The sequence below is a fragment of the Streptomyces sp. NBC_00252 genome (assembly GCF_036187565.1).
Taxonomy (GTDB): Bacteria; Actinomycetota; Actinomycetes; order Streptomycetales; family Streptomycetaceae; genus Streptomyces.
Map to the genome: position 1 here is coordinate 7275422 of NZ_CP108087.1, position 14078 is coordinate 7289499.

At 70.8% G+C, this 14078-nt stretch carries 12 protein-coding genes; 8 read left to right on the forward strand and 4 right to left on the reverse strand.

The features are described from left to right. Positions 1 to 14: 14 nt before the first annotated feature. On the reverse strand, positions 15 to 1250 hold the full coding sequence (locus OHT77_RS32260) for a glycosyltransferase family 87 protein (RefSeq protein WP_328831927.1): 1236 nt from the start codon (positions 1248 to 1250) through the stop codon (positions 15 to 17). A 131-nt stretch (positions 1251 to 1381) separates the two neighbouring features. On the opposite strand from OHT77_RS32260, the gene OHT77_RS32265 reads away from it, so the two are divergent. Together OHT77_RS32265 and OHT77_RS32270 are read left to right on the forward strand one after the other, a co-directional pair. Then, positions 1382 to 2524 (forward strand): glycosyltransferase family 4 protein, encoded by a 1143-nt coding sequence (locus tag OHT77_RS32265; protein ID WP_328831928.1) that lies wholly within the window; start codon positions 1382 to 1384, stop codon positions 2522 to 2524. 479 nt (positions 2525 to 3003) lie between these two features. After that, positions 3004 to 4584, forward strand: a complete 1581-nt coding sequence (locus OHT77_RS32270) for a GMC oxidoreductase (protein WP_328834410.1) — start codon at positions 3004 to 3006, stop codon at positions 4582 to 4584. A gap of 37 nt (positions 4585 to 4621) precedes the next feature. Here the strand turns inward: OHT77_RS32270 and OHT77_RS32275 are convergent, their stop codons facing one another. Then, complete coding sequence (locus tag OHT77_RS32275; RefSeq protein WP_328831929.1) at positions 4622 to 6418, reverse strand: AMP-dependent synthetase/ligase; 1797 nt, start codon at positions 6416 to 6418, stop codon at positions 4622 to 4624. 338 nt (positions 6419 to 6756) lie between these two features. On the opposite strand from OHT77_RS32275, the gene OHT77_RS32280 reads away from it, so the two are divergent. The 6 genes from OHT77_RS32280 to OHT77_RS32305 all read left to right on the forward strand — a co-directional run bounded on the left by OHT77_RS32280 (position 6757) and on the right by OHT77_RS32305 (position 12540). Beyond that, positions 6757 to 7512: a metallophosphoesterase family protein gene (locus tag OHT77_RS32280; RefSeq protein WP_328834411.1), complete on the forward strand. Its 756-nt coding sequence runs from the start codon at positions 6757 to 6759 to the stop codon at positions 7510 to 7512. A 122-nt stretch (positions 7513 to 7634) separates the two neighbouring features. After that, positions 7635 to 8078, forward strand: coding sequence for an SRPBCC family protein (locus OHT77_RS32285; protein ID WP_328831930.1), 444 nt, complete (start codon positions 7635 to 7637; stop codon positions 8076 to 8078). Positions 8079 to 8272: 194 nt separating this feature from the next. Beyond that, positions 8273 to 9442 (forward strand): ArsA family ATPase, encoded by a 1170-nt coding sequence (locus tag OHT77_RS32290; protein ID WP_328831932.1) that lies wholly within the window; start codon positions 8273 to 8275, stop codon positions 9440 to 9442. Positions 9443 to 9523: 81 nt separating this feature from the next. Then, entirely contained in the window at positions 9524 to 10021 is a 498-nt protein-coding gene (locus OHT77_RS32295) for a DUF5304 domain-containing protein (protein WP_328831934.1), read from the forward strand. 227 nt (positions 10022 to 10248) lie between these two features. Beyond that, a complete protein-coding gene (locus OHT77_RS32300) occupies positions 10249 to 11202 on the forward strand; it encodes an ROK family glucokinase (protein ID WP_033284421.1) in 954 nt (317 codons plus the stop codon). A gap of 591 nt (positions 11203 to 11793) precedes the next feature. Next, on the forward strand, positions 11794 to 12540 hold the full coding sequence (locus tag OHT77_RS32305) for an endonuclease/exonuclease/phosphatase family protein (RefSeq protein WP_328831935.1): 747 nt from the start codon (positions 11794 to 11796) through the stop codon (positions 12538 to 12540). Here OHT77_RS32305 and OHT77_RS32310 read toward each other — a convergent pair. Both OHT77_RS32310 and OHT77_RS32315 read right to left on the reverse strand, forming a co-directional pair. After that, positions 12537 to 13151, reverse strand: coding sequence for a hypothetical protein (locus tag OHT77_RS32310; RefSeq protein WP_328831937.1), 615 nt, complete (start codon positions 13149 to 13151; stop codon positions 12537 to 12539). The two genes, OHT77_RS32305 and OHT77_RS32310, sit on opposite strands and share 4 nt — an antisense overlap. After that, positions 13144 to 13956: an alpha/beta hydrolase gene (locus OHT77_RS32315; protein ID WP_328834412.1), complete on the reverse strand. Its 813-nt coding sequence runs from the start codon at positions 13954 to 13956 to the stop codon at positions 13144 to 13146. The genes OHT77_RS32310 and OHT77_RS32315 overlap by 8 nt, the downstream gene beginning before the upstream one ends. Positions 13957 to 14078: the final 122 nt, after the last annotated feature.

Here is a 14078-nt window from a genome sequence, read left to right on the forward strand (position 1 = left end):
GGGCGGGACGTGCCTCAGGAAGACGCCGACGTCGCCTTCGAGCGGGTCGCCTGAGTCGGCAGGGGCGGTACGTCCGCCCAGGTGACCGACGCCCGCCACAGCTCGCGTGCGGCGATGAGCGTCGCCGCCACCAGGAGGCCGTTGCGGAGGAGCAGGAGGGTCACGCCCAGGGCGTCGCTGTTCACGACGTGGGCGAACCAGATCGGGAACTCCAGGACCGTGACGAAGGCGGCGGCCAGGACCAGGGCGACCGGGCGGCGCATGCGGCTGGCGCGGAAGCAGGAGCAGACGGCGGCGAGGCCGATCAGCCAGACGATGTACTGGGGGCTGATGACGCGGCTGGTGACCGTGAACATCAGGACGGCGACGAAGGCCGCGTCCGCGAGGGTGTGCGGGAGGAAGCGGGCCGCCATCAGGCGCCAGAGCATGAGCCAGCCGAAGGCCATCGCGGTGAGGCCCAGGGCGGCGGTGCTGACCCAGTTGACGTACGGGCCGACGAACTCCACCGAGCCGTAGTTCAGGAGGACCTGGCCCCGCCAGCCGAAGTGCCGGGCCACGTGGAAGACGAGGGAGCCCACCGACTCCACCTCCGTGCCGCGGTTGCGCTGGAAGTTCAGGAAGGCGAACGCGCCCGGCATCGACACCGCGAAGAGGCTCGCGATCGCCGCCACCGTCAGCGCCGCCGCTCCCCACGCGCGGCGCTTGACCGCGCCCAGCAGGAGCAGCGCCGGCCACACCTTCAGCAGCGCTCCGAAGCCGGCCAGCGCGCCCATCACACGGGGGTGGCGGGCGCCCGCGAGCAGGGCCGCCACGGCCACCGCGGTCACCATCACGTCGTAGCGGGCGTAGACGGTGGGGCCGAGGAGGGGGACGCCCGCCGTCCACACCCAGGCGCCGCGCAGGCTGCGGCCGGGGCGCAGGCCCGTGTACCCGAGCAGGGCCAGGACGGTCAGGTCGGCGAGGAGGGCGAGGACGAAGAACGCCGACGCGTAGTCCAGGAAGCCCAGCAGGGCGGGGGAGAGGACCGGGAGGGCGGCGGCGGGCGGGTACTGCCAGGTGACGTCGTCCAGCGGGAAGCCGCCGTGGCGGAGCGTCTCGTACCAGCCGTGGTAGATCACCGACACGTCACTGGTCACGTCCGGGCCGGGGAACACGAGCACCTTGAAGACGAACAGCAGGAGTACGACTCGGGTCAGGCCCCAGGTTCCCAGCAGCGGCGTCAGCCGCCGTCCCGCGCCCGCGATCTCCACCTGAGCCCCTGTTCCGTGCCGTGCCTGCGGATGTGGGCCACATGTTCTCCCGATCTGCTGTGCGATGGCCATGAAGCGCGGCCGTGCGGGCCTGTGAGTCGTCGTCCGGTGCGGCCGGTAGGGTCTGCCGCGTGCGCAAGACCCTGATCGTGACCAATGACTTTCCGCCCCGGCCCGGCGGCATCCAGGCTTTTCTGCACAACATGGCGCTACGGCTGGAGCCCGAGCGGCTCGTCGTGTACGCGTCGACGTGGAAGCGGGGGCGGGAGGGTGCCGAGGCGACGGCCGCGTTCGACGCCGAGCAGCCCTTCACCGTCGTACGGGACACCACGACCATGCTGCTGCCGACGCCCGCCGCGACCCGTACGGCCGTCGGGCTGCTGCGGGAACACGGCTGTACGGCGGTGTGGTTCGGGGCGGCCGCGCCGCTCGGGCTGATGGCGCCGGCGTTGCGGAAGGCCGGTGCGGAGCGGCTGGTCGCCACGACCCACGGGCACGAGGCGGGGTGGGCGCAGCTGCCCGCCTCGCGTCAACTCCTGCACCGCATCGGGGAGTCCACCGACACGATCACCTACCTCGGGGAGTACACGCGCTCGCGTATCGCCGCGGCGTTGAGCCCCGAGGCGGCCGCGCGGATGGTCCAACTGCCGCCCGGTGTGGACGAGAAGGTCTTCCATCCCGGGTCGGGTGGGGCGGAGGTGCGGGCGCGGCTCGGGCTCACCGATCGGCCCGTGGTCGTCTGTGTGTCCCGGCTCGTTCCGCGCAAGGGGCAGGACACGTTGATCCTCGCGATGCCGCGGATTCTTGCCCGGCAGCCGGATGCCGTGCTGTTGATCGTGGGCGGGGGGCCGTACGAGAAGGATCTGCGCCGGCTTGCGCGGGAGACCGGGGTCACCGAATCCGTGCGGTTCACCGGGGCCGTGCCCTGGGCCGAACTTCCCGCGCATTACGGGGCCGGTGACGTGTTCGCGATGCCGTGCCGGACGCGGCGTGGGGGGCTGGACGTCGAGGGGCTCGGCATCGTCTACCTGGAGGCGTCCGCGACGGGGCTGCCTGTCGTCGCCGGGGACTCCGGGGGTGCGCCCGACGCGGTCCTCGACGGGGAGACCGGGTGGGTCGTCCGGGGTGGCTCCCCGGAGGAGGCCGCGGACCGCGTCCTCGCGCTGCTCGCCGACGCGGAACTCCGTCGGAACATGGGTGAGCGGGGGCGGCAGTGGGTGGAGGAACGCTGGCGCTGGGACCTCTTGGCGGAGAAGCTCCGGGCACTCCTTTAGGGGCGCCTTCTGGGGTACCGGGTGCGGTTGCCGGGCGGGTGCGGCGCGGTGGGGGCCGGTCGCGCAGTTCCTCGCGCCCCTGGAATGCCGGGGGTTCGGTGGGTGGGTGCGGGTCGGTGGGGGCTTGTCGCGCAGTTCCTCGCGCCCCTTGAAAGCCGGGTTCGTCGGGTGGGTGCGCAGTTCCCCGCGCCCCTTGAAAGGCGGTGGCTGTGGGTGTTTGTGGTGGGCCGCGTGGCCCCGGTGGCTTCGCCGAGGGTGCGTCGCGGAACCCCCTGTTTTTAGGGGCGCGGGGAACTGCGCGACCAGCCCCCACCGGCCCGCACCCGACCGGTCACCCCACCCGGTACCCACCAACCGCACCCACCCACCGCGCCCCAAACGCGGCGCAGCCCCTTGGCGGAACCCAATAATCCGCACATGCTGCGCGCATGACAGCAAAACTGACGCAGCATCAGCTGACGAGACGTCAAATACTGGGCATGATCGCCCTCCAGACCGCCGCCACCGCCGGTCTCACCCGTATCGGTCTGCAGTCCGCGCAGGCGGTCGAACCCGCCGCGGTCCAGTCCGCCCCCGCGATCGTCATCGGCTCCGGCTACGGCGGCGCCGTCGCCGCCCTCCGGCTCGGACAGGCCGGTATCACCACCCTCGTGCTGGAGATGGGCCGCCTCTGGAACACCCCGGGTCCGGACGGCAAGGTGTTCTGTTCCACCGCCGCCCCCGACCAGCGCTCCATGTGGTTCAAGACCCGCACCGAGGCCCCGCTCGCCACCTTCCTGTGGCTGGACCTCGTCAACAAGGACATCAGCCTCTACCCGGGCGTCCTGGACCGCGTGCACTACGACAACATGTCCGTGTACGTGGGCCGCGGCGTCGGCGGCGGCTCGCTGGTCAACGGCGGCATGGCCGTCACCCCGCTCCAGTCGTACTTCACCGAGCAGTTCCCCACCGTCGACGCCACCCAGATGTACGGCACGTACTTCCCGCGCGCCCGCACCATGCTCGGCGTCAACACCGTCGACCCGACCTGGTTCGAGTCGACGGAGTGGTACCAGTTCACCCGCACCTCACGGAAGGCCGCCGCCAACGCGGGCCTGAAGACTACCTTCGTGCCCAACGTCTACGACTTCGGCTACATGCAGAAGGAGGCGGCCGGCACCGCCACGAAGTCCGCCCTCGCCCAGGAGGTCATCTACGGCAACAACTACGGCAAGAAGAGCCTCGACAAGACCTACCTCGCCTCGGCCCTCGGCACCGGCAAGGTCACCATCCACACCCTGGAGAAGGTGCGGGCGATCACCCGGGCGAGCGACGGGTCGTACGTCCTGACCGTCGACCGGATCGACAACACCGGCGCGGTCGTCGAGACCAAGCAGTACAGCTGCACCTATCTGTTCCTCGGCGGCGGCAGCCTCGGCACCACCGAACTCCTCGTTCGCGCCCGGGACACGGGCACGCTGCCCGCGCTCGACGCGACGGTCGGGGCGGGCTGGGGGCCCAACGGCAACACCATGGTGGGCCGCGCCAACCACATCTGGGACACCACAGGGGCCAACCAGGCGACGATGCCGGTCATGGGCATCGACGACTGGGCCAACACCGCCAACCCGGTCTTCGCGGAGATCGCCCCGCTGCCCATCGGGTTCGAGACCTGGGTGAGCCTCTATCTGGCGATCACCAAGAACCCCCAACGGGCCTCGTTCACCTACGACTCCGCGAGCGGCACGGTGAAACTGGGCTGGACCGCCGCCCAGTCCGCGGTGTCCGTCGCCATGGCCAAGAAGCTGTTCGACCGGATCAACGCGGCCAACGCCACGCTGTACCGGTACGACCTGTTCGGCTCCAGCAGCAAGGTCTTCGCCGACGACTTCTGCTACCACCCGCTGGGCGGCTGCGTGTTGGGCAAGGCGACCGACAACTACGGCCGGGTGAAGGGGTATTCGAAGCTGTACATCACGGACGGTTCGCTGGTGCCCGGCAACATCGGCGTGAACCCGTTCGTCACCATCACCGCGCTCGCCGAGCGCACGCTGGAACGGGTCCTCGCCGAGGACTTCTGAACCTCCAGGGGATGCTCGTGAAGTCCCGACTGCCGCTCTACTTCTGGTAGATGGCCTCGATCTCGTCCGCGTAGTCCTTCGCCACCACATTGCGCTTGAGCTTCAGGGACGGCGTCAGGTGGCCCGACTCCTCCGTGAACTGGGAGGACAGAATGCGGAACTTCCGCACCGATTCCGCTTTCGACACCGCGGCGTTGCCGTCGTCGACCGCGTCCTGGATCGCGCTCAGCAGATCCGGGTCGTCACGCAGCGACGCCGCGGTGGCACCCACCGGCTTGCCGTGCTCGGCCGCCCACCGGCCCAGGAACTCGTCGTCGATCGTGATCAGCGCGCCCACGAAGGGCCGCCCGTCGCCGACGACCATGCACTCCGCGACCAGCGCGTGCGCGCGGATGCGGTCCTCGATCACGGCCGGGGCGACGTTCTTGCCGCCCGCGGTGACGATGATCTCCTTCTTGCGGCCGGTGATCCTGAGGTAGCCGTCCTCGTCGAGGGTGCCGATGTCCCCGGTGTGGAACCAGCCGTCGGCCAGCGCCTCGGCCGTGGCGGCCTCGTTGTTCCAGTAGCCCTTGAACAGGTGCTCGCCGTGCAGCAGCACCTCGCCGTCGTCCGCGATGCGTACGACCGAGCCGGGCAGCGGCTGGCCGACCGTGCCGATCTTCGTGCGGTCCCAGGGGTTGAACGCGGTGGCCGCGCAGGACTCGGTCAGGCCGTAGCCCTCCAGGACCGTGAAGCCGATGCCGCGGAAGAAGTGCCCGAGGCGCTCGCCCAGCGGGGCGCCGCCGGAGATCGCGTACTCGCCCTTGCCGCCGAGCACCGCGCGCAGCTTGCTGTAGACCAGCTTGTCGAACGTCCTGTACTTGATCTTCAGGCCGAGCGACGGACCGGACGGGGTGTCCAGCGCCTGGCTGTAGGCGATCGCGGTGTCCGCGGCCTTGTCGAAGATCTTGCCCTTGCCGTCCGCCTGGGCCTTGGCGCGCGCCGAGTTGTAGACCTTCTCGAAGACGCGCGGCACACCCAGGATCAACGTCGGCCGGAACGAGGCGAGTTCATCGGTGAGGTTCTTGATGTCCGGGACCAGGCCCAGCTTGATCGGCGCCATCATCGGCGCGATCTGCACCAGCCGCCCGAAGACGTGCGCGAGCGGCAGGAACAGCAGCACCGAGCACTCACCGGTGCGGAACAGCGGGCGCAGCCGCTCCACGATGTTGCCGCACTCCGCGAAGAAGCTGCGGTGGGTCAGCACACAGCCCTTGGGGCGGCCCGTCGTACCGGAGGTGTAGACGATGGTCGCCGGGTCGTCGGCCTTCGCCAGCGAGCTGCGCTCCTCGACGGTCGCGTCGGTGACGTCCTTGCCCGCGCGGTCCAGCTCGTCGATGGCGCCGGCGTCGATCTGCCACACGTGCTTGAGCGCGGGCAGGTGCTGCCGCACCGACTCGACGGCGGCGGCGTGTCCGTCCTGCTCGACGATCACGGCGGTGGCGCCCGAGTCGGAGAGGATCCACTGGACCTGCTCCGGCGAGCTGGTCTCGTACACCGGCACGGTGATAGCGCCCGCACACCAGATCGCGAAGTCGAGCAGCGTCCACTCGTACCGCGTGCGGGACATCAGGCCGACCCGGTCGCCGGGCTGGACGCCGGAGGCGATGAGCCCCTTGGCGGCGGCGTGCACCTCGGCGAGGAAGACCGTGGCGGTCACGTCCTGCCAGCCGCCGTTCGCCTTGCGGGCGATGACGGCGACATCTGGGTGCTGCGCGGCGTTTCTGCGGACGATGTCGGTCAGATTGCCGTCCGCAGGGACCTCGTACAAAGCCGGAAGGCTGAACTCGCGCAAGACTGCTGCTCCTCATAGGGCGCCGGCGCCACGACGTTGTGTGATGCGACGGTCCGGTCCACGGCTCGGGCAGGTGCGTCAGGACCCGGTGGTTGAAATCCTGAGCACGACTGGACTGCCCGGACGTTACCCGCCGGTATGGCTCCTACGACAGGGGGTCCCGGCGAGATGTTCGCTGCGTCACACAGATTGGTGTTTCCTCGCGCACAGTAGTCCACGCCTTTCTTGACTGGCCAGTAACGGCAGGCCCGGCCGCCACTGTTCACGTTTGCCGCACACGCCTACGCTTGATCGTCATGGCACCCACACCCGCCGGAAACTCCGGGACGCGCATCCATGTGGTCAGCGACGTGCACGGCAACGCCCGTGACCTGGCCAGATCCGGCGAGGGTGCCGACGCCCTGATCTGCCTGGGCGACCTGGTCCTGTTCCTCGACTACGCCGATCACACGCGCGGGATCTTCCCCGAACTCTTCGGCGAGGAGAACGCCGACCGCCTCGTCGAGCTCCGCACGGCCCGCCGCTTCGAGGAGGCCCGCGCACTCGGCGCCCGCCTCTGGGACTCGGTCGGCGGCGACCGCGCGACCCTGATCGAGAAGGCGGTCCGCAAACAGTACGCCGAGATGTTCGCCGCCTTCCCCACTCCGACGTACGCCACCTACGGCAACGTCGACATGCCGGCCCTCTGGCCCGAGTACGCCGCCCCCGGAACCACCGTCCTCGACGGCCAGCGCGTCGAGATCGGCGGCCGGACCTTCGGCTTCGTCGGCGGCGGCCTCCGCACCCCCATGCGCACCCCCTACGAGATCAGCGACGAGGAGTACGCGGCCAAGATCGAGGCGGTGGGCGAGGTCGACGTCCTCTGCACCCACATCCCGCCCGAGGTCCCCGAGCTGGTCTACGACACCGTCGCGCGCCGCTTCGAACGCGGCAGCCGCGCCCTCCTGGACGCCATCCGCCGCACCCGACCCCGCTACTCACTGTTCGGACACGTCCACCAGCCGCTCGTACGGCGGATGCGGATCGGGGCCACCGAGTGCGTCAACGTCGGCCACTTCGCCGGGACCGGCAAGTCCTGGGCGCTGGAATGGTGATCACCCCCTGATGTCCGCAGGTAGGGGGTGCGGTAAGGGGGTTGGCGGGGAGGTAGCCTTCACGCTGCACGCACACGCGCACGACGACGCCCTGCCGGTCCGCATCTGGAGGAGCCACAGCGATGGCGGAACACACCAGTTCGAGCATCACGATCGAGGCGGCACCGGCCGATGTGATGGAAGTGATCGCCGACTTCGCCCGCTACCCGGACTGGACCGGTGAGGTGAAGGAGGCGGACGTCCTCAAGACCGACGCACGGGGCCGCGCCGAACAGGTCCGCCTCGTCATGGACGCCGGCGCGATCAAGGACGACCAGACCCTCGCGTACACCTGGACCGGCGACAACGAGGTGTCCTGGACCCTGGTCAAGTCCCAGATGCTCCGCTCCCTCGACGGCTCCTACATCCTCAAGTCCGCGGGCACCGGGGCGACGGAGGTCACCTACCTCCTCACGGTCGACGTCAAGATCCCCATGCTGGGCATGATCAAGCGCAAGGCCGAGAAGGTCATCATCGACCGGGCGCTGGCGGGGTTGAAGAAGCGCGTGGAGTCGGGGGAGAAGTAAGGGGGCGTCGAGGGGCTTCACTTCACAGCCCTGGTCGGCACCACCCAGCCCTTCCGGCGCCTTCTGACCCAGGCCGGTATGTCTCAGCCCGTCCGGCGTTTGAGGACGAGGCCCCTTCAGGGCCGACGGGGGTCCGGGGGCGGAGCCCCCGGCAACGGCGCCCAACCCCCACCGAGCGACTACCGTTCACTCATATGCGTACCCTCCTGATCACCGGCCCAGGCGGCAGCGGCCGAAGCACCCTCGCCGCAGCCACCGCACAAGCCGCCGCCCGCACCGGCACCCGGACCCTGGTCCTGGGCGCCGACCGCGCGGACACTCTGGGCGCCGCCCTGGGCGTGGTGACGGGAGCGGCCCCCACCCAGGCCGCCGAGAACCTCACGGCATGGCGCCCCGACGCCACGGAGTCCTTCCGCGCGGACCTCACCGCCTTCCAGGACAGAGCCGCGACCGCCCTCGAACTCCTGGGCGCCGCCCGCCTGGACGCGGAAGAACTGACCCCCCTCCCCGGCGCCGAGGAACTGGCCCTCCTCCGGGCCCTCAGGGACGCGGCCCTGTCCGAGAGGTACGACCTCCTCGTCGTAGACCTCCCACCGACCCCCCACGCGCTCGCGCTCCTCGCCCTCCCCGAGGAACTCCGCCGCTACCTCCGCCGCCTCCTCCCCGCGGAGCGCCAGGCGGCCCGCGCCCTCCGCCCGGTCCTCGGCCGCCTCGCCGGCGTCCCGATGCCCTCCGAGTGGCTCTACGACACGGCAGGCCGCTGGGACGTCGAACTGGCCGCCGTCGAAGCGGTTCTCGCCGACCGGAACACGGCTGTACGACTGGTCGCCGAGCCCGGACCGGCCGGTGCCGACGCGGTCCGCGCGGCCGGACTCGCGCTCGCCCTGCGCGGCCTGCGCCCCGACGTGCTGGTCGCCAACCGGGTGCTGCCCGAGTCGGTCGAGGACACCTGGCTCGCCGGTCTCAACGCGCAGCAGCGCAAGACGCTGGACGAGTGGCAGGGGACGTACGACGTCCGGACCGTCCGTCACCTCGGCCACGATCCGCGCGGCACCGACGACCTCGCCGCGCTCGCCGTGCCCGGAGCGGACGAGGCCGGTTCCGCCGTCGAGTGGCCGGTGACCGACCGGCTGGCCGAGGACGGCGTGCTGGTCTGGCACATCCCGCTGCCCGGCGCGATACGCGACGAGCTCGACCTGATCCGGCGCGGTGACGAACTCGTCGTCACCGTCGGCCGGTTCCGCCGGATCGTGCCGCTGCCGTCGGCCCTGCGCCGCTGCACGGTCGCCGGCGCCGCCCTGCGCGAGGGCGAACTGCGCATCCGCTTCGCCCCCGACCCGGACCTGTGGCCGCAGGGACGGTGAGGATTGGTGGGTGCGCGGCCGTGAAGCACGTACGCCCATTCGGGTAACGTCGTAGAGACGAACCGTAGTCAGGAGTCCGTCATGAGCGAAGACCTCCCCCCGTCCGAGGCCGGAGCGGAAGAGGCGCGCGACGAGGTGCGGGCGTCCGACGCCGACGCCTGGGCGACGGCGGCCGCCGAAGACCTCGCCGCGGAGAAGGCCCGCCGCCGCACCGAGTACGGCCCGCCGCCCGGCTCGGCCGCCGAGGAACTGCGCAAGCTCGTCGACACCGTCGCGGACAAGCTGTCCGGCCTCCAGTCCCCGCTGCTCGGCCAGGTCGCGGGACCGGCCGCCCAGCAGGTGGTCAAGCAGGTCGTCCAGCAGGCCAGGGCCGCCGTCGAGCCCGTCATCGAGCGCAACCCGGACGTCTTCGACCACCTCGCGGCCGCGGGCAACGAACTCCTCGCCGCGTACCGCTCCGCCGTCCAGGCCCAGGAACAGCGCTGGACGTCCCGCGACCGCGAACTGAAGGACCTCAAGAACGATCACGGCGACGGCGGAGACGACTCCGGCCCCGGCGAACGCATCGACCTGGACTAGAGGCCCCGAGGTCCTGCCGCCGGACGCGCGTCCGCCCGGTGGGGTCCGGCACGCGGATCTGCGGCGTTGTCGTCGGTGGCACGGCTCGGCCATGACCCCCTTCCGCGCCCCGCGGCTCCACGCACCGGACCCCGTCGGCCATGCCCTACGGGCGAACGACGCGATTCCGGCGGCAGGCGCTCGGGTACGGTGGGCCGTAGCGGGGCTCGACCGAAACTGAGGGATTCATGGGACTCACCATCGGCGTCGATATCGGCGGCACCAAGATCGCGGCCGGGGTGGTCGACGAGGAAGGCAACATCCTCTCGACCCACAAGGTGCCGACCCCGGGCACGGCCGAGGGCATCGTGGACGCCATCGCCGCCGCGGTCGACGGGGCGCGCGCCGGGCACGAGATCGTCGGCGTGGGCATCGGTGCCGCCGGATACGTCAACCGCCAGCGTTCCACGGTCTACTTCGCGCCGAACATCGACTGGCGCCAGGAGCCGCTGAAGGAGAAGGTCGAGGCCCGCGTGGGCCTCCCCGTCGTCGTGGAGAACGACGCGAACGCCGCGGCCTGGGGCGAGTACAAGTTCGGTGCGGGCAAGGGCCACCGGAACGTCATCTGCATCACGCTCGGCACCGGCCTCGGCGGCGGCATCATCATCGGCAACAAGCTGCGCCGCGGACACTTCGGGGTGGCCGCCGAGTTCGGGCACATCCGGATGGTGCCGGACGGGCTGCTGTGCGGCTGCGGATCACAGGGCTGCTGGGAGCAGTACGCGTCGGGCCGTGCCCTCGTGCGCTACGCCAAGCAGCGCGCGAACGCGACCCCCGAGTCCGCGGAGGTGCTGCTCTCGCTCGGCGACGGCACCCCCGAGGGCATCGAGGGCAAGCACATCTCCATGGCCGCCCGGCAGGGTGACCCGGTCGCGGTCGACTCGTACCGCGAACTGGCCCGCTGGGCCGGCGCCGGCCTCGCCGACCTGGCCTCGCTCTTCGACCCCTCCGCGTTCATCGTCGGCGGCGGCCTCTCGGACGAGGGTGAACTGGTCCTCGACCCGATCCGCAAGTCCTACAAACGCTGGCTGGTGGGCGGCAACTGGCGCCCGGTGGCCGACGTGATCGCCGCCCAACTCGGCAACAAGGCAGGCATGGTCGGAGCAGCAGACCTCGCCAGAGAACCGGACCCGATCATGTAAACCCCCTTCCTTTGCCTGCGCTCTCAAGGGGCGCGAGGAACCGCGCGACCAGCCACACACAACCGGCAGTCGCCACGAACCTCGCGCCCCACTTTTTTGCTTCTAAGCGCCGCGAGGAACACCGCGACAAGCCACACACAACTGGCACTCACCCACGAGCCGCGCGCCCCACTTCCTGCCTTTCAGGGGCGCGAGGAACTGCGCGACAAGCCACACACAACTGGCACTCACCCACGAACCTTGCGCCCCGCTTCCTGCTTTTCAGGGGCGCGAGGAACTGCGCGACCAGCCACACACAACTGGCACTCGCCCACGAACCTTGCGCCCCGCTTCCTGCTTTTCAGGGGCGCGGGGAACGGCGCGACAAGCCACACACGACTGGCACTCGCCCACGAGCCGCGCGCCCCGCTTCCTGCCTTTAAGGGGCGCGGGGAACGGCGCGACCAGCCACACACAACTGGCACTCACCCACGAACCGCGCGCCCCACTTCCTGCCTTTAAGGGGCGCGAGGAACTGCGCGACAAGCCACACACAACCGCCGGCGGCCCACGTACCCCGCCCCCCGACCCGTCAGGCGTAGATTGATCCACATGGCGCCGCTCCCCAACTCCCGCACCGAACCCGACGGTTCAGCGATCATCCGCGTCCTGAGCTACAACATCCGCTCACTGCGCGACGACACCGACGCCCTGGCCCGGATCATCCGCGCCTGCGCCCCGGACCTCGTCCTGCTCCAGGAAGCCCCCCGTTTCTTCCGCTGGCGCAAGAAACTGGCCCGCCTGGCAGCCGCGTCCGACCTCGTCGTCCTCGGCGGCGGAGGCACCGCCGCGGGCCCCGCCCTGCTGTGCTCGCTCCGGGCGACCGTCGAGCGCTCGGAGGACGTACTCCTCCCCCTGACCCCCGGCGAACACCGCCGCGGCTTCGCGACCGCGGTCGTACGGATCGGCGGCACCCGACTGGGCGTCCTCAGCTGCCACCTGAGCCTCCGCCAGGACGAGCGCTACGAGCAGGGCGGCATGCTCCTCGACCGGCTGGCCGGCATGGGCGTGGACCACGTGATCGCGGGCGGCGACCTCAACGACCGCCCCGACGGCCGGACCTTCGAGCGGCTGGCCAAGGAACTGCAGGACTGCCGGGCCACCGCCCCCTGGGGCGAGGAGTACACCTGGACCCCCGGCAACCCCTTCCAGCGCATCGACGCGATCTTCGCCTCGCACGGCATCGAGGTCCTCGGCTGCGGGGTACCGCTGGGCCTGCCCGGCGTCACGGAGGCAGACGTGAGGGCGGCCACGGACCACTTCCCGGTCCTGGCCGCCCTCAGGGTGCCCGCGAGTTAGACGACGGCCCCGCGTCCGGGGTCGTCCCCGTCCTCCTCGTCCGTCCGCATCCGCATCACCAGCGTGCCGAAGCCGCCCAGGAACCCGCCGATGCCGATGGTCGCCAGCCACCAGGTCATGTCCCAGCTGAGCAGCACCGCGAGCAGCAGCAGGATCGGCCCGCCGATCACCCCGAGCCAGGCGAACTTGGCCGTGGTGTCGGCGGACGGCAGCGGCGGCGGCTCCGGCGGTACGAAGTGGCCCTCGTCGTCCTCGTCGAAGTCCTCCTCGGAGGAGGCCGGCGCGGAGTAGTCGCGGGGTCCGCCGACCCCGGGCGCGAAGGAGACCGAGCTGCCCAGCGGCTTGGCGGGCGCGGGCGGCTCCTCGGCGTCGGCCTGCTGCGCCCTGTCCGTCTTCTCGGCCTTGTCGGCCTTCTCCGCGGGCTCGGCGTCGTTCTTCTCGGGGTCGAGCAGTGCCAGGTCCTCGATCGACTTGAACGGCTTGGCGCCCGGCGGATCCTTGGGCTCCTCGCCGTACCCCGCGACGATCGCGGCCCACGCGGCCTCCTCGTCGAACGGGACGCCCTGCTCGTCCGGTTCGAGGCCCTCGCGGTCGGAGTCGTGCTCAGCCACCTGTGGCCGTCCCTTCCTGCTCGCTCACCCGGCCCGTGTCGGACGCCTGCTTGCCGACACTGGGTGCGAGCCGGCCGATGAACGCGAAGCTCTCCTCGAAAATCCGGTCCGCGTCGTGGTCCAACGTCGCGACGTGGTAGCTCTGTTCCAGCAGGATCTCCGTCACGTCCGCGGAGGAGACCCGGCCGAGGACACGGGCCGAGTCGGCCGGCGGGACCACATGGTCCTGGGGGCTGTGCAGCAGCAGGAGCGGCTGGGTGACCTGGGGCAGCTCGCTGTCGACGAGGCGGAAGAAAATACGCAGGGAGTGCGCGGAGTGCAGCGGCACCTTGTCGTAGCCGACCTCCTCGCTGCCCTCCTTCGCGATGTCGCTGGCGATGCCCGGTGCTGTACGCACCAGATGGCGGGCCACCGGAAGGGCGTACGCCGCGAGGCCGTGCACCTTGATGCCCGGGTTGACGACCACGACACCGCTGATCTCGTCGCCGTGCTTCGCGGCCAGCCGCAGGGCCAGCGCGCCGCCCATGGACAGGCCCGCGACGAAGACCTGCGAGCAGCGCTCGCGCAGGGCGCGCAGCTCGCGGTCCACCTCCGCGTACCAGTCCTGCCAGCCGGTGAGCTGCATGTCCTCCCAGCGGGTGCCGTGCCCGGGCAGCAGCGGCAGCGACACGGTGAGGCCGCGCTCGGCCAAGTACTCCGCCCAGGGGCGCAGCGACTGCGGGGAACCGGTGAAGCCGTGGCAGAGGAGAACTCCGACCTCCCCGCCCTCGTGGCGGTACGGCTCGGCTCCGGGGAGGACCGGCACCTTCGGTCTCCTGTTCATGAGAGGGGCGTGTTCGTGAGACGCGTGTCCATGAGAGGGATGTGCTTGAGAGGGGTGTGAACAAGTCCAGGTGCGGTTAACCGTACGCGACCGCACTGACACCG

Excerpts from the sequence above, each read along its gene's own strand:
- OHT77_RS32270 (WP_328834410.1), top strand. The coding sequence starts at position 3,004 with ATGATCGCCCTCCAGACCGCCGCCACCGCCGGTCTCACCCGTATCGGT.
- OHT77_RS32285 (WP_328831930.1), top strand. The coding sequence starts at position 7,635 with ATGGCGGAACACACCAGTTCGAGCATCACGATCGAGGCGGCACCGGCC.
- OHT77_RS32290 (WP_328831932.1), top strand. The coding sequence starts at position 8,273 with ATGCGTACCCTCCTGATCACCGGCCCAGGCGGCAGCGGCCGAAGCACC.
- OHT77_RS32295 (WP_328831934.1), top strand. The coding sequence starts at position 9,524 with ATGAGCGAAGACCTCCCCCCGTCCGAGGCCGGAGCGGAAGAGGCGCGC.
- OHT77_RS32300 (WP_033284421.1), top strand. The coding sequence starts at position 10,249 with ATGGGACTCACCATCGGCGTCGATATCGGCGGCACCAAGATCGCGGCC.
- OHT77_RS32305 (WP_328831935.1), top strand. The coding sequence starts at position 11,794 with ATGGCGCCGCTCCCCAACTCCCGCACCGAACCCGACGGTTCAGCGATC.